19 protein-coding genes are annotated in these 19,889 nt (G+C 59.9%); 4 read left to right on the forward strand and 15 right to left on the reverse strand.

Annotated features, from left to right (window positions below; genetic code table 11):
* Positions 1-46: 46 nt before the first annotated feature.
* Both Q1A48_RS02750 and Q1A48_RS02755 read right to left on the reverse strand, forming a co-directional pair.
* Positions 47-409, reverse strand: coding sequence for a TlpA disulfide reductase family protein (locus tag Q1A48_RS02750; RefSeq protein ID WP_299940847.1), 363 nt, complete (start codon positions 407-409; stop codon positions 47-49).
* A gap of 13 nt (positions 410-422) precedes the next feature.
* Positions 423-1,811: a YihY family inner membrane protein gene (locus tag Q1A48_RS02755; RefSeq protein WP_299940850.1), complete on the reverse strand. Its 1,389-nt coding sequence runs from the start codon at positions 1,809-1,811 to the stop codon at positions 423-425.
* Positions 1,812-1,938: 127 nt separating this feature from the next.
* Between Q1A48_RS02755 and arsC the strand changes: the two genes are divergently transcribed.
* From arsC to sppA, 4 genes are all read left to right on the forward strand, one after another.
* Positions 1,939-2,283: an arsenate reductase (glutaredoxin) gene (arsC, locus tag Q1A48_RS02760; RefSeq protein WP_299940853.1), complete on the forward strand. Its 345-nt coding sequence runs from the start codon at positions 1,939-1,941 to the stop codon at positions 2,281-2,283.
* Positions 2,283-2,918, forward strand: a complete 636-nt coding sequence (gene wrbA / locus Q1A48_RS02765; protein WP_299940854.1) for an NAD(P)H:quinone oxidoreductase — start codon at positions 2,283-2,285, stop codon at positions 2,916-2,918. The genes arsC and wrbA overlap by 1 nt, the downstream gene beginning before the upstream one ends.
* A complete protein-coding gene (locus Q1A48_RS02770; protein WP_299940857.1) occupies positions 2,915-3,262 on the forward strand; it encodes a DUF2069 domain-containing protein in 348 nt (115 codons plus the stop codon). Before wrbA ends, Q1A48_RS02770 begins: the two co-directional genes overlap by 4 nt.
* A gap of 85 nt (positions 3,263-3,347) precedes the next feature.
* On the forward strand, positions 3,348-5,216 hold the full coding sequence (sppA, locus tag Q1A48_RS02775) for a signal peptide peptidase SppA (protein ID WP_299940860.1): 1,869 nt from the start codon (positions 3,348-3,350) through the stop codon (positions 5,214-5,216).
* Positions 5,217-5,247: 31 nt separating this feature from the next.
* Here the strand turns inward: sppA and Q1A48_RS02780 are convergent, their stop codons facing one another.
* The 13 genes from Q1A48_RS02780 to trpB all read right to left on the reverse strand — a co-directional run bounded on the left by Q1A48_RS02780 (position 5,248) and on the right by trpB (position 19,645).
* Positions 5,248-5,553, reverse strand: a complete 306-nt coding sequence (locus Q1A48_RS02780) for a DUF3175 domain-containing protein (RefSeq protein WP_299940862.1) — start codon at positions 5,551-5,553, stop codon at positions 5,248-5,250.
* Positions 5,554-5,632: 79 nt separating this feature from the next.
* Positions 5,633-6,874 (reverse strand): MFS transporter, encoded by a 1,242-nt coding sequence (locus Q1A48_RS02785; protein WP_299940865.1) that lies wholly within the window; start codon positions 6,872-6,874, stop codon positions 5,633-5,635.
* Between the two features lie 3 nt (positions 6,875-6,877).
* Positions 6,878-8,908: a DUF3488 and transglutaminase-like domain-containing protein gene (locus Q1A48_RS02790; RefSeq protein WP_299940868.1), complete on the reverse strand. Its 2,031-nt coding sequence runs from the start codon at positions 8,906-8,908 to the stop codon at positions 6,878-6,880.
* The gene (locus tag Q1A48_RS02795; protein ID WP_299940871.1) at positions 8,908-9,906 is read right to left on the reverse strand and encodes a DUF58 domain-containing protein; all 999 of its coding nucleotides are present in this window, start codon (positions 9,904-9,906) and stop codon (positions 8,908-8,910) included. The genes Q1A48_RS02790 and Q1A48_RS02795 overlap by 1 nt, the downstream gene beginning before the upstream one ends.
* Positions 9,907-9,910: 4 nt before the next feature.
* Positions 9,911-10,822: an AAA family ATPase gene (locus tag Q1A48_RS02800; RefSeq protein ID WP_299940874.1), complete on the reverse strand. Its 912-nt coding sequence runs from the start codon at positions 10,820-10,822 to the stop codon at positions 9,911-9,913.
* A gap of 175 nt (positions 10,823-10,997) precedes the next feature.
* On the reverse strand, positions 10,998-12,179 hold the full coding sequence (locus tag Q1A48_RS02805) for an O-succinylhomoserine sulfhydrylase (protein ID WP_299940877.1): 1,182 nt from the start codon (positions 12,177-12,179) through the stop codon (positions 10,998-11,000).
* Positions 12,180-12,278: 99 nt separating this feature from the next.
* On the reverse strand, positions 12,279-13,766 hold the full coding sequence (purF, locus tag Q1A48_RS02810; RefSeq protein WP_299940880.1) for an amidophosphoribosyltransferase: 1,488 nt from the start codon (positions 13,764-13,766) through the stop codon (positions 12,279-12,281).
* Positions 13,767-13,808: 42 nt separating this feature from the next.
* A complete protein-coding gene (locus Q1A48_RS02815; RefSeq protein WP_299940883.1) occupies positions 13,809-14,303 on the reverse strand; it encodes a CvpA family protein in 495 nt (164 codons plus the stop codon).
* A gap of 241 nt (positions 14,304-14,544) precedes the next feature.
* The gene (locus tag Q1A48_RS02820; RefSeq protein ID WP_299940885.1) at positions 14,545-15,198 is read right to left on the reverse strand and encodes an SPOR domain-containing protein; all 654 of its coding nucleotides are present in this window, start codon (positions 15,196-15,198) and stop codon (positions 14,545-14,547) included.
* Positions 15,167-16,450: a bifunctional tetrahydrofolate synthase/dihydrofolate synthase gene (folC, locus tag Q1A48_RS02825; protein WP_299940888.1), complete on the reverse strand. Its 1,284-nt coding sequence runs from the start codon at positions 16,448-16,450 to the stop codon at positions 15,167-15,169. The genes Q1A48_RS02820 and folC overlap by 32 nt, the downstream gene beginning before the upstream one ends.
* Positions 16,451-16,510: 60 nt before the next feature.
* Positions 16,511-17,365, reverse strand: coding sequence for an acetyl-CoA carboxylase, carboxyltransferase subunit beta (gene accD / locus Q1A48_RS02830; RefSeq protein ID WP_299940890.1), 855 nt, complete (start codon positions 17,363-17,365; stop codon positions 16,511-16,513).
* 160 nt (positions 17,366-17,525) lie between these two features.
* The gene (gene trpA, locus Q1A48_RS02835) at positions 17,526-18,335 is read right to left on the reverse strand and encodes a tryptophan synthase subunit alpha (protein WP_299940892.1); all 810 of its coding nucleotides are present in this window, start codon (positions 18,333-18,335) and stop codon (positions 17,526-17,528) included.
* A 92-nt stretch (positions 18,336-18,427) separates the two neighbouring features.
* Positions 18,428-19,645 carry a tryptophan synthase subunit beta gene (gene trpB, locus Q1A48_RS02840; RefSeq protein WP_299940895.1) on the reverse strand — a complete coding sequence of 406 codons (1,218 nt, stop codon included), beginning with the start codon at positions 19,643-19,645 and terminating at the stop codon, positions 18,428-18,430.
* Positions 19,646-19,889 lie beyond the last annotated feature (244 nt).

Consider the following 19,889-nt stretch of genomic DNA (forward strand, 5'->3'; position numbering starts at 1 on the left):
GTTGTATTAGTTATAGTTATATACAGTGTATCGTGGACCGGACCGATTACCGCAGTGCCATCCTGAAATCTACAGCGGCCTGAGGGCCCACCAATGTTTTTTTCCAACTGCCATCGGCATTGATGATCAGGGTTGTCGGCAACACATCGGGCCGGGGCTGCCCCCAGCGCCCGGCTGGCTCAGAGGACAGGACTGGAAATTCAATTCCCAGCTTAGCCGCCTGTCCGGTAACGACAGGAATCGGCAAATTATCAAAATTCACCCCCACCACCACAATATTTTCCTGGCTTTGTGCAAGCTGATTGAGTATCGGCACCTCTTCACGGCAGGGCTTGCACCACTGCGCCCAGTAATTGACCAGTAGAATCTTCCCCTCCGTCTCAATCGGTTCTCCGCCGATGGTTTTCAAAGCCCTGCCTGTATCACAGGCGCTTATTGCGCCGAGCGAGCACAGAAAAGCTGCCCCCAGGGTGCTCTTCAGCTTTTCTTTTATCATTGTCAGGAACATCGCTCCCCCCTTCATGCAGGGCTGTTTCACCCTTATTATTGTTATCCTCGCCCGCAGGCGCTGCGCCGTGCTGCGCCGCATCTTCGCGATCACAGGCAGCCTTGAACAATGCCCCAATAGTAACCTTGAGTTGTTCTCTGGCAAAATCCCGCGTATTGGCAAGACGCCGCTCCACCTCGCTGTACCATCGCAGCCCCGGCAGGTCTTCTGGAATACCACCGGGTATCCACTGGGGGCTGAGCCAGGCCGTCAGTTCCATCAGTGGAACAGTGTTCAGGTCGCGCATCAGGACATAATCATTCCTGTCGGTCCGGGTGAGAACCCCGTGATCCTGCAGTACCTTGCTCAGTCGCCGCCACTGGCCGAATTTGATGCCCATCAGGGCGATATCCCGCTCGCGCAAAGGCTGCCCATGCCGGCCGCCGGTATAGAGCTGCCACAGCACAATCAGGGTTGCCACCAGGTCCGCGTGCCGGCGCCCCTGAGTCGCCGACTGATACATTGAAAGGGTGCGCACAAGCACACAGCCCGCCAGTACCAGCATCCACATCAGGTAGATCCACAGGAGAAACAGCGGCACAAAGGCAAAGGCCCCGTAAATCGCCTGCACCGAACTGCGCGCGACAATGACTCCGAACAGGTATTTCATGACCTCAAAGGCGATTGAGGTAATGACACCACCTTCAATCCCGTGGCGTAAGGGCACGTAACAGTTGGGTACTGCGGTAAACAACAGCGTGAAGATGGCACTGGTAAAAATAAAAGGCAGCAGCCTCAACGCAACCGCCATCAAACCCAAACCATCCTCTCCGCCCAGAAATAGTTTCTGGGACAGCAAATAGGTACTGGCGGCCAATCCCGCGCCCAACAGAATCGGCCCCAGGCTGAGTATCGCCCAATAGAGTAGGAAGCTGGAGACCCCGCTGCGCCCACGGGACACATCCCAGATGGAATTGAAGGTGCCTTCGATACTCCGCAGCACCAGTCCGGAAGTAACAATCAGCATGGCGATGCCCACACCGGTTAAGCGCTGGGCCTGGGTGGAAAAGCTGCTGATATATTCCTGCACCTCACGTCCGCTCTGGGGCACGAAGTGGGAAAAAATCTGTTCCTGTAACTTGCTTTGAAGGCCGGCAAAGTCCGGAAACAGCGATAGCATGGCATAGCTCACGGTCACCAGCGGTACTATCCCGAACAGGGTGATATAGGTGAGGGCCGCCGCGCTCCGCTGGCAGCCCTTCTCGTTGAACAGCGTCCACAGTGACACCGCAAAGCGCCGCCAGTGGTTCACCCAGTCCTGCATGGTGATTCCTGTTTTGATATCTTGCGCCGTGCGAACGCTTGCACAGCAAGGCAGTACTTGCCCAAGCTTAGAACTCCGCAAGGTTATTCGGTTAGAATACGCCAAACATTAACAGGATATCGCCAAGATGTGGACGATTTACCACAACCCCCGTTGTTCAAAATCCCGCCAAACCCTGCAGCTATTGCAGGAAAAAGGACTGGAACCGGAAGTGGTCCTCTACCTGGAAACACCGCCATCGGCACAGATCCTCAATGAGATACTTGCCAGGCTCGGTACCGGCGCGCGCGACTTAATGCGCACCGGAGAGGCGCTTTACGGGCAGCTGAACCTGCAAGATAAAACACTGAGTGAAGCGCAGCTGATCGATGCAATGGCAAAAAACCCCATTCTGATCCAGCGCCCGATTGTTGTTAAGGGTGATAAAGCTGCCATCGGTCGCCCGCCGGAAGCGGTATTGGAGTTGTTTTAATGGGGGAAGGTTCCACGGCCTATATTCTGGTCCTTTACTACAGCCGCACCGGCGCCACTGCACGTATGGCCGCGGAGCTTGCCCGCGGTGTGGAGTCATCGGGAATGAGCGCACGCTTGCGCACATTGCCCAGTGTATCCCCTGACACCCAGGCCAGCCTGGCGCCGGTACCCAGCGAAGGCGCCCCCTACTGTACAATCGATGACCTGCGCCACTGCGCCGGCCTGCTCATGGGCAGCCCCACCCGCTTTGGCAATATGGCCTCACCGATGCGCTATTTCCTTGATCAGACCAGCGATCTCTGGCTGGAGGGCAGCCTGACTGGCAAGCCGGCCGCGGTATTTACCTCTAGCAACAGCCTGCACGGCGGACAGGAGACCACACTTATCTCTATGATGTTGCCACTGTTACACCACGGCATGCTGATCGCCGGTATCCCCTATTCCGAGGCGGGGCTGACTCGCACCCACACAGGCGGTACCCCCTACGGTGCCTCTCACTGGGCCAGAGGCGGTACCAGCGCACTGAGTGATGATGAAATCACCCTGTGCCGGGCACTCGGCGCGCGCATCGGCAAGCTGGCCGGGGCCCTGCAACAAACACCGGTCAGCAGCGGGATAGGGGGCTCCCCGTGAACGATGCCGTGCAGCACAAGCTGAAAATAGCACTGGGCATCAACTGGTTCTGTTATATCGGCCTGCTGGTGCTGTTTGCGGTATGGAACCTGTTTTTGGAGGGCGGTTCCATCCCGCTGTGGAGCATACAGACCCTACCGCTACTGCTGGTATTGCCCGGCTTGATCCAACAGCGCTATCGCAGCTATTTGTGGCTCTGTTTTATCCTGCTTTTGTACATCACCAGCGGTATTGTCGACGTAATGATGCCTACACGCGGCTGGCAGGATGGCGCCATGCTGACCTTAAGCCTTATTCTATTCTTTTCTGCAATGATGAGCAGTCGCTGGCATCGCCTGCAGTAGCCCCCAGGCGGGCACCCTACCTATGATTCAAAAGAAAGATGCGCGAAAACGACTGAACCCCCAACGCGCTAAGGAGTTTTGAGGTTTGACTGATTTACCCCCGCAAAAAGGCCTTGTACGCAGTATTTTTAGGGCTATTGGCGCTTCCATTACCTGGTTGAGGCGCGTGTTCACCAACCTGCTGTTCCTGTTGGTACTCTTGTTTCTCGGTGTCGCCATTTTCAGCAAGGACGACCAGCTGGTGGTTCCCCAGGGCGCCGCTCTGCGCGTGGCGCCCAGCGGTTTCCTTGTGGATGAGCTCTCCCAGCCCGCCACGCTGCCAATCTTCCTGGGAGGCCCAAATAGCCCTATGGAAGTCCGCGTCAAAGATCTGGTCGATGCGATCGACCATGCCGCCAAGGACAAGCGCATCTCCTCGCTGGTACTGGAAATGGATCAGATGGTGGGAGGCAGCCTCAGCAAACTGGACGAAATTGGCGCATCCCTGCAGCGCTTTAAAGCCGCTGGCAAGCCCATATACGCGGTGGGCGACAACTATACCCAGGCCCAGTATTTTCTCGCCAGCCACGCCGACAAGGTTTATCTAAACCCCATGGGCTCGGTGATACTCACCGGCTTCGGCGTCTACCGCAACTATGTAAAGAGCGCGCTGGACAAGCTGAAGGTGAATTTCCATGTGTTCCGAGTGGGGGATTACAAGGACTTTATCGAGCCCTACACCCGCGACAACATGTCCCCCGCTTCACGCGAGAACAATCAGCGCTGGCTGCGCGAACTCTGGGGCGAATACACCGAACAGGTGACCGGTCTGCGCAACCTGCCCGCCGAGCGTATCGATTTGTTTATCGACGAGCTGCCAGAGAAGCTGTCGCAGCACGGGGGCAGTTGGGCCGAGGCGGCACTGGCCAATCAACTGGTGGATCAACTCGCCAGCCGCAACGAGGCCATGAAGGAACTGAGAAAGGCCATCGGCGAGGATGAAAAGAGCAAACGCAAGTACAAATCCATTGATGCCCTCAATTACCTGCGCAGCCGCACCCTCGCCGACACCGCCAGGAAACTCCAGCAAACCAGCAAAGTCGGTCTGATCACCGCCAGCGGTACCATTGTCGATGGCCAGGCCCCCGCCGGCAGAATTGGCGGCAAGAGCCTGGCTAAGCTGATTGCCCAGGCCCGCAAGAAAAAAGTGGATGCCCTGGTACTGCGTATCGATAGCGGTGGCGGCTCCGCATTTGCTTCCGAGGAAATTCGGCAGGAACTGCTGGCCACCCGCGAAGCGGATATTCCGGTGGTGATTTCCATGGGCAGCGTGGCCGCATCCGGTGGATACTGGATCGCCACCGGCGGCGACCGCATCTGGGCCTCCCCCGCCACCATCACGGGCTCAATCGGCGTATTCGGCGCCTTCCCGACCTTTGAGGATTCACTCGAATCCATCGGTATTTACACCGATGGCGTGGGCACGACGGATCTGGCCGGCAGCATGCGCCTGGACCGCCCCCTGTCGGACGCGGCTGCCAGCATACTGCAACAGGGGGTCGACAACACCTATGCGCGTTTTCTGCGCATTGTCGCCGAAGCCCGTGGCAGCACCCCGAAAGAGGTGCACAAGATTGCCCAGGGACAGGTGTGGACCGGGCGCGCCGCAAAGAAGCTGGGGCTGGTGGACGAGCTTGGCAATCTCGGTGATGCCATCGCTGACGCGGCACAACTTGCCGATGTTGAAGAATACGATATCGTAGAAATCGAACGGGAAATGACCCCTGGCGAAAAGTTTCTGCGTGCCCTGAGCGACAATGTGGACGCTCAGCTCGCCGCACGCCTCCAAGCCAACCTGCCCTTAGGAGCCTGGTTGAACAGCGTACAGCCTGTACTGGCGCCAATCGCCGAGCTGCAAAGCTACCGCGACCCCCGCGCCCTTTATCTGCGCTGCCTGCCCTGCCAGGCGCCCTGAATCCCGGAAGACCACCTCGCGCTGCGCCGGTTCAATGCCGGCGCCCACGCCCATAAAGCCCGCGCAATTCGGCCTTGGCCGCTTCCAGAACCCGGCGCCTGTGCGCGGGCAACCGTTGCCCTGCGCGATTGATATAGAACGTCAGCATCGACATTGCGGAGCGATAGGGATCAGATTTGCGCTGCCCGCTGGTCTCAGCCGCCCTTTTCAATGCGCACGCAATAGCTCTGGGGTCATCCAGGCTGAACAGGCCCTCGCGCAGATCCAGGGCATGGCTGCTGCGCGTCACCCGCTCAGACCAATTGCTGCTGGTACTTTTACTTTTCGTGGAACTCAACGGATACCTCCGTCAAACGGGGCCTCACAGCCAATAGTAGGGTGTGCGCTTGGCAGTTGGTCCTCTCGGGGGCAGGGCTTCACGCTGTGCCATCGGGCACTTTTATCCGGCGCAGTGCGCCGCTTAGCGCGGCCAGCACAAACGCCACAAAGCTCAAGATACCAGCCCACAGCAGGGTGGTGAGGGGCGCCGCGTATTCGCTCAACACGCCCGCCGCCAGTGCACCGAGCGCTGCAGAACCAAACAGGGCTAACTGGTAAATGGATATGATCCGGCTGCGGTAGTCCGCCGGCGCCAGCAGTTGGACGATACCGCGCCCCAACCCCGCAGAGGCCGCCGCTACAGCACCCCAACACAGGCACAGCAAGGTCAGGCCGAGTGGCGTGGGCCCGAAACTAATCGCAACCAGCAAAGCCGCGCTGTAGAGCAGACACATCAGGATGCCCCGCCCCGGTTCCGGACCCTGGCCACGGCGCAACATGGTCACGGTGGCGGTGACCGTACCGGCCACAAAGGCCAGCTGCAGCGTTGCATAGTAACTGGCGCCGCGACCGTAGTCCTCGGCCAGCAGTGGCAGTACCACCAGGAATACGCCGATGTGCACAAAGCCGTTAAACGCCATCAGTGCCGTGAGTTCGCGCAATACCGGGCGCCGCCAGGCCTGCGAGAGTCCGTCGAGAATCAGTGCATGCGGGCGCTGTTCCGCCGCAGCGACACTGACACCGCGCTCGCGTAATGAGAGTAGGAAAAGTGCAGAGAGCAGCAGCGCCGCAATCTGCACCCCCAAAAGAGACTCCAGCCCCCACTGGTCAAAACGGCTGGCCAGCAGCATGCCGACAGCCTGGCCACCGTACTGGGCCAGCATCATCCAGGTCACCGTTGTCTGCACACAGCGCTCCGAAGCCCGCCCTTTTGGATTGCGGGCACTGCGCTGTACCAAATTGTCCCGGGACGGCTGTAAAAAAGCGCTGCAGACCCCCAGACAGCTACCATAGGCCAACAACACCGGCAAACTGATGACATACAGGGTGAAACACAGCAGCAGCACTGCGTGACACAGGGACAGGCCAAAGCAGGCCAGCGCCGATACCACGGCGGGATCGCGCCGGTCTGCCAGGGCACCGCCAAACAGCAGCAGGAGTAGGTTCGGCAGCAACACCGATGCCTGTACCCAGCCCAGTTGTAACGCCGGCAGGTCCACCACCGTGAGGGCGATCCAGGGCAACAGAATCACCTGCAGACCGGTGGCCAGGGAAGTACCGCTGTAGCCCAGCAGGAAACACTGCAGTCTCACCGGCATCTTGAGAGAGAGGTTGTTCAAGGATTAGTGCTCTGTCGGCGCCTGTCCATGCCGCGCGTCCTGGATTGATCCCGGCAGCACAAGACGCCAGCGCAACAGTTTACGCAAGGCTTTCTGCGCGGTCTGATCTTCACCGTAAGCCGCGCGCTCGAAAGCGTCGGTGACGCGCCGGGCCAGGGCCGCCAACTGCGGCCTGGCCTCAATGATACGCTGCGCATAGTCCCGCGGTGTCTCCCCCGTGCTGCGCACTAACCCTGCACGCGCCATACGCCGGCAGAATTTATCGTAGAGACGTTCAGCCGGGGGCAACTTGCGCCCCTGCCCCCCGCGCCAAATCCACAGCAGTAGGCCCAACAATACCACTGCCATCGGCACGAGGAACAACAACGCCATGCGCAGCGGGGAAATCTCGCCCAACAGGCGCAGCAGATAATCCCGCTGTCTGTCCTGATCAAAGCTAACGACGGTCTGGTACCAACGGTAGTTGATTCTGTCCCACTGCAGGCGCAGTTTCACAAGAATATCAACGCGGTGCCAAGGCAGCAGGGCATCCTGCATAAACTCTGCACCTGCCGCGCTTTCCAGGCCATCGCGCACCCGCTCCGGTGATACAGCCGCTGTCGGATCTACCCGCTGCCAGCCGCGCCCATGGTGCCAGATCTCCGCCCAGGCGTGGGCATCGTATTCCCGTACCAGCAGGTACTCCTCGCCGCTCACCCACTCCCCGCCCTGGTAACCGGCCACCACCCGCGCGGGCACACCCGCAGCGCGCATGGCGAAGACATAGCTGCCGGCAAAATGCTCACAGAAGCCCTGCCGGCTGTCGAACAGGAATGCATCCACACTGTCGGACCCCAGGGCCGGGGGACTCAATGTGTAAGTAAACTCGCGGTTGTAGCGCGCGAGTAGCTGCGCGGAAATAGCACTGGCATCCAGGCCCTGCCGGCGCAGGCGCTCCATCCATTCGCGGGTGCGTGCATTGCCGGACGGCGGCAGCTGCAGATTGCGACGGCGCTCGGCACTGCTGAGCGGCACCGTCGCACCCCGGGAACCCCTGGGCCAGGAGCGCACCTCATAGGCGAAGCGGTTGAAGACCGGCGTGCGCTTGACCAGGCGGTCATCATCTGTGGTCCCGACCCCGGCGCTGTCGGAATCCGGACGCGCCAGGGCGAACAGCCACGGGGCATGGCTCGCCTCCTGAATCACCTGGTAGCGATAGCGCGGGCCCACCTGCGGCAGGGGCCGTTCGCCGCTATTCCAATACACCCGCCCCCCGTTGCGGGGGTCGACAGCAAAACCCTGGCGCCAGGTGCGCCCATCAAACTCGGAGTAGACCAGCCCGCGCCAGTAGCGCTGCTCCGGCGGCGGTATGGGCCCGTCGAAAGCGATGCGCAGTACCGGTTTGCCGGACCTGGACAGGCGGGTAAAGTCCCCCGGCGCCATGGAATCGCTCACCCCGGTACGCCCCGTGGAAGTGTCCTGGGGCACAGACCAGAGTGGCCCCAGGCGCGGCACCGCCACAAACAGCAGCAACATCAGCGGCGTGGCCTGGGCCAGCAGGCGGGTCGAGAGACCCAGGGCCCGGCGCGGGTGCGCACTGGGGCGGCCCAATTGCGCGGCCAATGCCGCAGTAATCACCACCACACAGAGCAGGCCATAAACGGCAAAGGGGATGGTCTGCTCCCGCACGAACAGTGTCGCCGCAACGAAATAGGCCAACAGCAGGCTGACAAAGGCATCGCGGCGGTTCACCAGCTCCAGGTTTTTCAGGGTGAAGGACAAAGCCAGCAGCGCCACCATGGGTTCCAGTGCGAACCAGTTCTGGTAGGACAGCGCCAGTCCCGCTATTGCCAGCAAAGTAACCAGCAGTTTCAGGGGGCGCCCGGGCAAGTCGCGGCGACCCCGGAAGACCTCCAGGCGCCAGTAAACTGCAAATGCCCAGGTAAAGGGGATCCACAGGGGCAACTGGGTACACTGGGGCAGCAGGGCGACAAACTGCGCGGCAAAAATCCACACCAGGCTCTCGCGGGGTAACCATTCCCTGGCGCTCGCCATCAGTTTCCCCACTTCGGGAACAGGGCCAGGGCTTGTAGTACCTGTTGTTGATGCTCAGGTCCAAGGGCAGGCGCAATACGGGTGCCGGGCAGGCGCAGGCCATAGGCCATATTCTGTCTCTCCGCCTGCAGTACCCAGTGACACAGGTTGCTCAGGCGGGTCTCTACATCTCGCCCGTCGAGCAGCGCCCAATCCAGCCAAAGACGCCCATCGGTGCGGCTCTCGTACTCCTTGCTGTAGAGATCGCGCCCGGCGGCGTATTGTTTCCAGGCCAGATGGCGCAATGAGTCGCCGGGCTGGTACGGCTTGAGGGCGCTGAGGTCATCGTAGCCGCGGCGCACCTCGCCGCACTCGCCCTCGGTTTGCGCGGCACCGACAGGGAGTGGGCCGGCGGATACCGGGCGCGGGTACACCAGGAACTCCACATCCAGATCGAGCCAACTCCAACAACAAAACAGGCCCAGGGGAAAACGGCTTTTGATACGCAGGCGCGGGGCCTGTACCCGCCCGCGCTCCACCACGGGCATGGCAATGCAGACATCTGCGCTGGCCCGATCACACAGGTCCACATAAGCCCCCTCTTCCGGCGGCCAAGCCAGCTGTATCCTCTCCCGTTTACGCTTGCCTTCGCGGCGGAGATTGATGTCAACCTCGGCAAAATCCCCGGCAAAAGCTGCGCGGGTGCGCAGCAGTTGCAAGTGCAAACCCGTCAGGTTGGCAAAGGTATGCACCGGTAAAACCACAAAAACACTGACCAGTAAAAAAGTCAGGGCAAATACCAGATTATTCTCATAATTGGTGGCCAGCAGCCACAACAGCGCGAGCATCAGCAGGAAACCGAACCCCGCACCGGTGGGCAGGATAAACAGGCGGCGGTGATTGAGGGTGATGGTGCGAGCCCGGGGCGCACGCCGGTTGAGCCAGCGCTGCATAGTGCCGCGCCAGCGATTGCCCAGCATGCGGGAAGGATTGCCTGCGGTGTTGCGGGTCACACTCATCTGCTCAGGCCGCAATAATATCCACTTGGCGCATCAGGCGCTCCACCAGTTGATCGCCATTGCCACCGTCGCTCTGCAGACGGTGTCCGGCTACAGAGGGCAGAACCGCCTGGATATCCTCCGGCAGCACATGACCGCGGTTGTGGATCAGGGCCCAGGCTTTCGCCGCACACAGCAGCGCCAGGGCACCCCGCGGCGACAAACCCACAGCGCAGTCTGGGCTCCGGCGCGTATGCAGTACCAGCCGCTCCAGGTAATCCAGCAGGCTTTCAGAGGTTTTCACCTGCCCCACCAGATGCTGCATTTTCTTCAGGGTATTACTGTCAATGCGCGGTTTTATTTCAGCCAGTTGCCGGCGGGGATCAGCGCCCAGGTACAGGGCCCGCTCCGCCTCGCGGGGGGGATAGCCGAGGCTGATACGCATCAGGAAACGGTCCAGTTGGGACTCCGGCAGGGTGAAGGTACCCGACTGCTGCAGCGGGTTCTGGGTGGCGATCACAAAAAACGGCTGCGGCAGTTGACGCGTCTCGCCATCGGCACTGACCTGGCGTTCCTCCATGGCTTCCAACAGGGCGCTCTGGGTTTTCGGCGAGGAGCGGTTGATTTCGTCAGCCAGCAACACCTGGCTGAATACCGGGCCTTCATGGAAACGGAACTGGCCCGACTCTCGATCAAAGATCGATACACCGAGGATATCCGCCGGCAGCATATCGCTGGTGAACTGCACCCGCTTGTAGGAGAGCCCCAAAACCTGCGCCAGCGCGTGCGCCAGGGTGGTCTTGCCCATGCCGGGCAGATCTTCAATCAGCAGGTGGCCTTTTGACAGCAAGCAGGCCAGCGCCAGTTGCACCTGGCGTTCTTTGCCCAACAGGACACGGCCAACATCGGAAACGATGGCGGAAACTATTTTTTGCACGGCAAATCCATTACTGCTCACTGTTGCTCAGGCCGTTTTTGCGGCCCCGCTGAGGGCACCCCGTTTCCGGCATGGGCAGACACCAAATGGCCAGCCCGCCGCCGAGTGATGTCGCCCCACTATTTATCATAGGCAGAGGTCCTGCCCCCGCTGCACTACCGGCAGATCACGACGCTTACAGCCGGGACAACCCCCGCATCAGGTCGCGCTTGAGGTCCTCTACATTCTCCAGCCCCACGGAGATGCGGATCAGGTTCTCAGTGATACCGGCACGGTTTTTATCTTCTTCGCTGAGGCGCCCGTGGGTGGTGGTGGCCGGATGCACGATGGTGCTCTTGGCATCGCCCAGGTTGGCCGTACAGGACAGGATCCTGCAGCTGTCGATCACAGTCCAGGCTTGCTCGCGACCACCGCGCACGGTAAAACTCAGTACCGCGCCGAAGGCGGCCTGCTGCTCGCGGGCAAGTCGGTGCTGGGGATGTTTGGGCAGACCGGTGTAATTGACCCGCTCCACCTGCTCCTGCTCATCCAGCCACCAGGCCAGATCCAACGCGTTGGTGCAGTGGGCCTGCATACGCAGGCTCAATGTCTCCAGCCCCTTGAGAAACACCCAGGCGTTAAACGGACTCATACTGGGCCCGGCGGTGCGCAGGAAAACCACCAACGCGTCCATGATTGCCTCGCCACCCACGGCGACGCCACCCAGGGCGCGGCCCTGACCATCGAGGAACTTTGTCGCGGAGTGCACCACGATATCGGCACCGAGCGCCAGCGGGCGCTGCAGGGCCGGGGTGCAGAAACAGTTGTCCACCACCAGCAGCGCACCGGCACCGTGGGCCACTTTCGCCAGGGCGCGGATATCCGCCACTTCGCAGAGCGGGTTGGAAGGGGTTTCCATAAACAGCAGCCTGGTGGAACCGTCCACCGCCTGTTCCCACGCGTCCATATCGGTAAGGTCCACGTAGCACACACGCACACCGAACTTTTCCATATAGCGCCCGAACAGCGCCGTGGTGGTACCGAACACACTGCGGGAGCAGACCACGCTGTCGCCGCTTTTCAGCAGGGCCATGCAAATACTGAGAATGGCAGCCATGCCACTGGCTGTCGCCACTGCGGCCTCGCCACCTTCTAAAGTGGCAATGCGCGCTTCAAACATGCGCACGGTGGGGTTGGTATAGCGGGAGTAGACGTTGCCGGCACTCTCACCGGAAAAACGTCTGGCGGCTTCCGCGGCGGAGGGAAAAACGTAGCTGGAGGTGAGATAGAGCGCCTCGGAGTGTTCGCCCTCCGGCGAGCGGACCTGCCCGGCACGCACCGCCAGGGTTTCCAGAGCGTAATTGTCGTCTTCAAGCATATACCGCTTCCTGGTCAGTATTTACCGAAGCGGTCATCTTACCTGAAACGCCCCTCTATGGCGCGCTCTTCTGCTGAAGAGCGCGCACTGGAGGATCACCTACAGGGCACTGGTATCGACCTTCTTGTGTTTGGCATTATCATTGCGCGCCGTGTGCAGGTCGTCGAGGTACTGATCGTCCACATCGCAGGTAATGTAGTTGCCGTCGAATACGGAACAATCGAAACGGTCGATCCTCTGGTCACCACCGCTGGAGCTGACCACCAGATCTTCCAGGTCCTGGTAGATCAGCCAGTCTGCACCGATTTCTGCACAGATCTCCTCGGTGGTGCGCCCATGGGCCACCAGTTCGCTGGCGGACGGCATGTCGATACCGTATACATTGGGGTATTTCACCGCGGGGGCGGCGCTGGCGAAATATACCTTGGCGGCACCGGCATCGCGGGCCATTTGGATAATCTGCTTGCAGGTGGTACCGCGTACAATGGAGTCATCCACCAGCAGGACGTTCTTGCCGCGGAATTCCAGCTCGATCGCATTGAGTTTCTGGCGCACAGATTTTTTGCGTTGCCTCTGCCCGGGCATGATAAAGGTACGGCCGATATAACGGTTTTTCACCATACCCTCACGGAACTTCACATCCAGACGGTAGGCCACGGTCTGGCCGGCGGTGCGGGCAGAATCGGGGATGGGGATCACCACATCGATATCGTGGTCCGGGCACAGACGCAGGATCTTGTCCGCCAGGTGCTCCCCCTGGCGCAGGCGCGCCTTGTGTACAGACACACCGTCCATAATGGAATCCGGGCGCGCAAAGTACACATGTTCAAAAATACAGGGGGTGAGGGATGGGTTCCTGGTGCACTGTTCGGAATGCACTGTGCCGTCAAGCTCGATATAAATCGCCTCACCGGGTGCCACATCGCGCACCAGGGTGTAACCGAGCACATCCAGGGCCACAGATTCGGAGGCCACCATATACTCGGTGCCCTTTTCCGTTTCGCGCTTGCCATACACCAGTGGGCGAATGCCGTTTGGGTCGCGAAAGGCGACGATACCGTAACCCACAATCAGGGCCACACAGGCATAGGCACCGCGCACGCGCTTGTGCACGCCGCGCATGGCGGTAAAGATATCTTCCGCTTTGGGCTGCAGCTTGTGCAGTTTGTGCAGCTCGTGGGCGAAGACATTCAGCAGCACTTCGGAATCGGAATCGGTATTGATATGGCGCAGGTCCTGCTGGAAGATCTCGTCCACCACTTCGCGCATATTGGTGAGATTGCCATTGTGGGCCATGGCAATGCCGTAGGGGGAGTTCACATAAAACGGCTGCGCCAGTGCAGGGCCTGAACTGCCCGCAGTGGGATAGCGGACATGACCGATGCCAAAATTACCCTTCAAACGCTCCATATGGCGCGCTCGGAACACATCGCGCACCAGGCCATTGGCTTTCTGCTGGTTCAGGCGATCATCGTCACAGGTCACGATGCCGGCGGCATCCTGACCCCGGTGCTGCAATAGGGTGAGTCCATCATAGAGTTGCAGATTGACGTCACTCTTACCGACGACACCGATAATACCACACATAGTTTTGACCTTATTGATCGAGAAAGCGGCGCTAGCACCCGATTAAAACAACGTTCCGAAGAAGTCCATAACGGACTTGGCCAGCGCCCGTGTACTGCCCTCGAACTCAAGGAAATGTGTAATCAACACCGAATCCCCCCACCAGCTGTCCTGTTTCACTGGCACCAGCGCCGGCGCCAGTATCAATAGCGCCATCACCACAATCCCCCCCCGCACCAGACCGAACACCACTCCCAGCACCCGGTCGGTGCCGGATAAACCGGTGGCCTCGACAAAAGCGGAGAGCATCGTATTCAGGCCCGCACCCGCTAATAGGGTGCCGAAAAACAGGATGGCAAAGGCGGTAATCATCTGCAGGGAGGGGGTATCGACGAGATTGGAAAGCAGTGGCGCCAACTGGTCTCGAAACAACATGGCGACAATAAAAGCGGCGACCCAGGTGAGCAGTGACAGGGTTTCGCGCACAAAGCCCCGACCGAGACCGATGAGCGTGGAGATACCCACAATTGCCAGAATGATCCAGTCAGCCCAATTCATTCAACCCACCTTCGTGGCGGCTGTTGCCGCAAAGAGCGCGCATTCTAACGTAAGGAACCAAGCGCGTGAAGCTGTAGGCCAACCGACTGGAATTTAATCCCCCAGAGACAAAACTTCTTGGGCGATTCGCCATACAGCCATGAGTTTTTACCGAATAAAAATGCAAACATACGGCCGGAGGCCGGCGCCCTGCTGATGCCCAGGCGGGGAAGCTGTGCCGAGATCTTACACGGACGGAACTTTAAAAACGCAGAATCAGGGTTTGCGTCTGCAGCAAAGTATCCAGTTCCCGTTTCAGGGCCTGGGCATCCAACTTATTGATCTTGGGCCCGACAAGGACTCGCACCAGGCGTCCCTTGTCGGTCTGTACAGCACGAGTGTAGGCCCGGTAACCTTTATCCATCAAGCGTATACGCAGTTGCTCCGCCCGAGTGGGCTCCCGATAAGAGGCCACCTGTACAACCCAGGCCATCGGCAGGCCCTGGGCATCCACCAGTGGTGAAGCACCCTTTTTGGGCGCAACAGGGGTATTGCTGCTGGACGTTGGGCTGTCTTGTGCCCGGTTATCCGCAGGCGGAGAAGCGGCGCTTTGTTCAGCCTGCGCCGGCGGGTTGGAAAACTGCTCGGGCACTGCCGGCTGGAAGGCCGCATCGGCTGGGGGGGCCGGGGCCACATCCTTCACAGGCTCTGGCTTGGCAATCTCGATAGGGTGGATATCCGGCTCCGCGGGAATCTGACTCACCTCACTGATATAGCCTTTCGCTGCTTCACGATCCAGCAGGCTGGGCAGGAAGATCACAGCGAGAGCGACGAGCACCAGCGCACCGACAATACGCTGCTTGAAGCCGTCATTCAGTCGCCCCTTAGGGGAGGACTTGTCCTCGCAATTCTTCATTACCCTCGTCTCGTATCTGCTGCAGAACTTCCGCCACAGTAAAGAAGGATCCAAATACAAGCAACCTGTCCTGCGGACCCATAGTCAGCAGCAACTGTTGCAACCCACTGGCAACCGTTGGACAGCGGCCATCCACTTTCGTTACCTCGACACCCGCCGCCTCCAGACCGGTGCAGAGGGCCTTGGCCCCCGCAGCGCGGATATTGCCCGGTAACAGCGCCGGGTGCCAGCGGTCTACCAGGGGCCGCAGTGGGGCAAACAGGCCACTCAGGTCCTTATCCGCCATAGCTGCCACCAGGGCATGGGTCTCCCCCGCCACCTGGTTGGATTCCAGCCAGCGCGCCAGGTGCGCCGCAGCAGCGGGGTTGTGACCAACATCCAGCAACAGCGTGCGTTCACGCCACTGCACCTGCTGACAGCGTCCCGGGAGTGCCATGCGGGACAATACTGCCTCGGTGTTCTGCTGTGGCAGAACATTGAGCACCGCCAGGGCAGTAATTGCAGCAGCAGTGCTGGCATATGACAAGCTGATGGGCGGGATTGTCAGCGTCAGCGCGCCAAACTCATAATGGCCCCCGCCACTGCCAGTCGTCACAGTGAAATCCCGATCAATAAAGTAGCTGAAACCAGCGTGGTTTTCCGCTGCGGACACAATGGATTGCGGCGGTGCCCTGTCCGCACAGACAAAGGGGATACCCGGGCGTAAAATTCCGGCCTTTTCACCACCAATCATTTCCCGGTCGCTGCCCAGCCAGTCCTCGTGATCCATGGCCACACTGGTGATAATGGCCAGATCCGTATTCACCAGATTGACCGCGTCCAGGCGCCCACCGAGGCCGACCTCCAACAGCGCGAACGCAACGCCGGCGCGCTGGAAGAGCCACAGCGCCGCCAGGGTGGTGAATTCAAAGTAGGTCAGGCTGATCTCGCCACGGGCGGCCTCCACCACTTCAAAGGCACTGACCAGGTCATTATCAGACACCGCCCCGCCGTTGATACGAATCCGTTCATTAAAGCGCAGCAGGTGCGGGGAGCTGTAGGCAGCGACAGATCGACCGACACTGCACAGTAGGGCTTCCATCACAGCCACACAGGTGCCCTTGCCATTGGTCCCGGCAACCGTAATCACCGTTGGAGCGGGTTTCTGAACGCCTAATGCGCCGGCCACACTGGAGACACGCTCCAGACCCAGCTCAATTTCAGTGGGATGCAAGCGCTCCAGGCGGTCGAGCCAGTCTTGTAATGAAAGCATCGTTGGACAAGTCACAAAGGGTGGCAACACAGCGACAAAGATGACCGGCTCAACCGGACATCAGTTGCCGCTCAGCTTACCCAGCAGGCGCGATACCGTTGAGCGCATATCCCTGCGCGAAATGATCAGATCAATCGCGCCGTGCTCCAGCAAAAACTCACTGCGCTGGAACCCTTTGGGCAGTTTCTGACGAATGGTCTGCTCGATAATATTGGGCCCGGCAAAACCGGCGCGGGCACCGGGCTCCGCCGCGTTGATATCCCCCAGCAGCGCCAGGGAGGCGGAGACACCACCGTAAACCGGATCGGTCATGATGGAGAAATAGGGCACCCCCGCCATCTTCAGTTTTTCGAGCACCGCGGAGGTTTTCGCCATCTGCATCAACGAGATCAACGCCTCTTGCATGCGCGCGCCACCAGTCGCAGAGAAGCACACCAGCGGTATCCGCTGCTCCAGGGCGCGCTGGGCCGCACGGGTAAAGCGCTCTCCGACCACATAGCCCATGGAGCCGCCGTGAAAAGCGAACTCAAACGCCACTGCAATCAGCGGCGCCCCCTTCAGGGTGCCCTGCATGGCCACCAGCGCATCTTTTTCACCCGTGGCTTTTTGCGCTTGCAAAAGGCGGTCCTTATACTTCTTGACGTCCTTGAACTTCAGGCGATCCACGGGTAGCACATCGCTGGCGAGTTCCTCCCGCCCTGCCTCATCGAGAAAGATATCCAGCCGGCGACGGGCACCGATGCGCATATGGTGGTCACACTTGGGGCAAACATCCAGATTGCGTTCCAGCTCCGGGCGGTAAAGCATCGCATCACACTTGACACACTTTCTCCACACCCCCTCGGGCACCTTGCTGCTGCCGGTGCGGCGCTCGGTGCGAATGACTGAGGGAACAATTTTTTCTAACCAGCTCATCTCGTTTCCAAATCCGGATGCTTTCAGTAGGCCGATGTATTGTACCGACCGGTGAGTTTCAGGCTGCGAATTAAAACACTAAGCTGAGCACCGAACCCGGCCACATCAGCCGCTGTTTTTGGCTTTCTGGCCAGTCCAGTGCCTGAACGCAGGGCCGCGCTTACCGGTCCAGGGCTTGGCGCATTTCGCTGACAATCGCCCCAACCCGCTCCTTGGCCGCCACCAGGTCCGGTGCTTCATCAATCGCCGATACCAATACGCTACCGACTACTGCACCCTCTCCGTGGGCGCTGACAGCGCGCGCCGATGCGCCATCCTTGATGCCGAAGCCCACACACAGGGGCAGATCGGTAAAGCGGCGGATATGGGCTAAGTTATTGCGTACAGAGTCCAGGTCCAGGTGACCGGCTCCGGTTACCCCTTTCAGGGATACATAGTAAACAAAACCACTGGCCAGGGCGGAAATTTCCCGGATACGCGCATCACTGGTGGTGGGCGTCAGCAGAAAAATATTGCGCAGATCGCGCTCCGCCAACAGTCCATTGAGCGGCCCCGCTTCCTCCGCCGGCAAATCCACGGTGAGCGCGCCGTCAACTCCGGCCTCACAGGCGGCATCGGCAAACGCCCGCTCGCCCATGCGCTGGATAGGATTGGCGTAACCCATCAGAATCACCGGGGTCTCCTTATCCACTTGGCGGAACGCCTGCACCAGCGCCAGGCACTTGCGCAGCGAGGCGCCATTGGCCAGAGCCCGTTCATGGCCTTTCTGGATCACTGGCCCCTCCGCCATGGGGTCGGAAAAAGGCACCCCCAACTCAATCACATCCGCCCCGTTCGCCACCAACTGGTGCATCAGGGGAACCGTATTCCCGAGCCCGCCATCCCCGGCAACAAGGTAAGTTACCAGGGCCTTGCGACCCTCTCTGCCCAGCGCAGCAAAGCGGCGATCAATTCTGTTTTGTTCTGTCACATGTATTCCCTGAGCTACTCCCGGCCCGACACCAGTGCATTCAATCAATATTGTGCAACCCAACCCCACACTGTAAAGCGGTTTTGGAATGGTTAAACCTCAATGCCGTCGATCGCAGCAACGGTAAAAATATCCTTGTCGCCGCGACCGGAGAGGTTCACAACGATATTTTGCTCCGGCGCCATATCGACCGCCAGTTTCAGCGCGAAAGCCACCGCATGACTGGACTCCAGCGCCGGCAGTATACCCTCGGTACGGGTGAGGCGGCGGAAGGCGTCGAGCGCCTCCGTATCATCGGCGGTGACATATTCGACCCGCCCGATATCCTTGAGCCAGGCGTGCTCTGGCCCCACTCCCGGGTAATCGAGCCCCGCAGACACGGAATGGGTCTCGATAATCTGGCCGTCGTCATCCTCCATCAGGTAAGTGCGGTTACCGTGCAACACACCGGGAATACCGTCATTCAGCGGAGCCGCGTGCCGACCAGAAGCCAGACCCTCGCCACCGGCCTCGACACCAAACATCTTCACTTCAGCCGCATTCAGGAAGGGGTGAAACAGACCGATGGCATTGGACCCGCCGCCAACACAGGCCACCAGGGCATCGGGTAAGCGGCCAAACTGCGCCAGGCTCTGGCTGTGCGCCTCACGGCCAATAATGGCGTTGAAATCCCGCACCAACTGCGGATACGGATGGGGGCCTGCTGCGGTACCAATGATGTAGAAGGTATTGTCCACATTGGTGACCCAGTCGCGCATGGCTTCGTTCATGGCGTCCTTGAGGGTCTTGGAACCGGATTCCACCGGTACCACTTCAGCGCCAAGCAGCTTCATGCGGTAGACATTAGGAGACTGGCGCTTGACATCTTCCGACCCCATATACACAACACACTGCAGCCCAAGCCGCGCGGCGACAGTGGCCGACGCCACACCGTGCTGACCAGCCCCCGTCTCGGCAATCACCCGGGTCTTGCCGCTATGTTTGGCCAGCAGGGCCTGGCCAACCGCATTGTTTATCTTGTGCGCACCCGTGTGGTTGAGGTCTTCGCGTTTAAGCCAGATACGCGCCCCACCGGCCTGCTCTGTCAAGCGCTCGGCAAGATACAGTGGCGATGGCCGCCCGACATAGTGCGCCAGATCGCGGTCAAGGGCAGCGACAAATTCCGGATCCTCTTTCAGGCGACTGTACATCGCCTGTAATTCATCCAGTGCGCTGATCAGCGTCTCCGAAACAAAGCGGCCGCCATAGGGGCCGAAATGCCCGCTGGCATCCGGGAAGGTGGAAAAATCAATAGCACCTGGTTTACTCACACGTCTACTCCGTCGATCTCTAGGGTTCTTTTTTACCCGAATTCAAACAGTTCGTCCTGAACTGTTTGAATGTCGCCTGTAAAGACTGGCGCAGATACGTGGATCTGCTGGCCTTTTCAGCCTCGCGCCGGCGCTGCCGGCGGCGGCACTTCCCTGTGCCGCTCATAACCCGAATTCAAACAGTTCGTCCTGAACTGTTTGAATGTCGCCTGTAAAGACTGGCGCAGATACGTGGATCTGCTGG

Origin of the sequence: uncultured Microbulbifer sp., from assembly GCF_947489355.1 — a bacterium.
In the GTDB taxonomy this organism is placed as follows: Bacteria; Pseudomonadota; Gammaproteobacteria; order Pseudomonadales; family Cellvibrionaceae; genus Microbulbifer.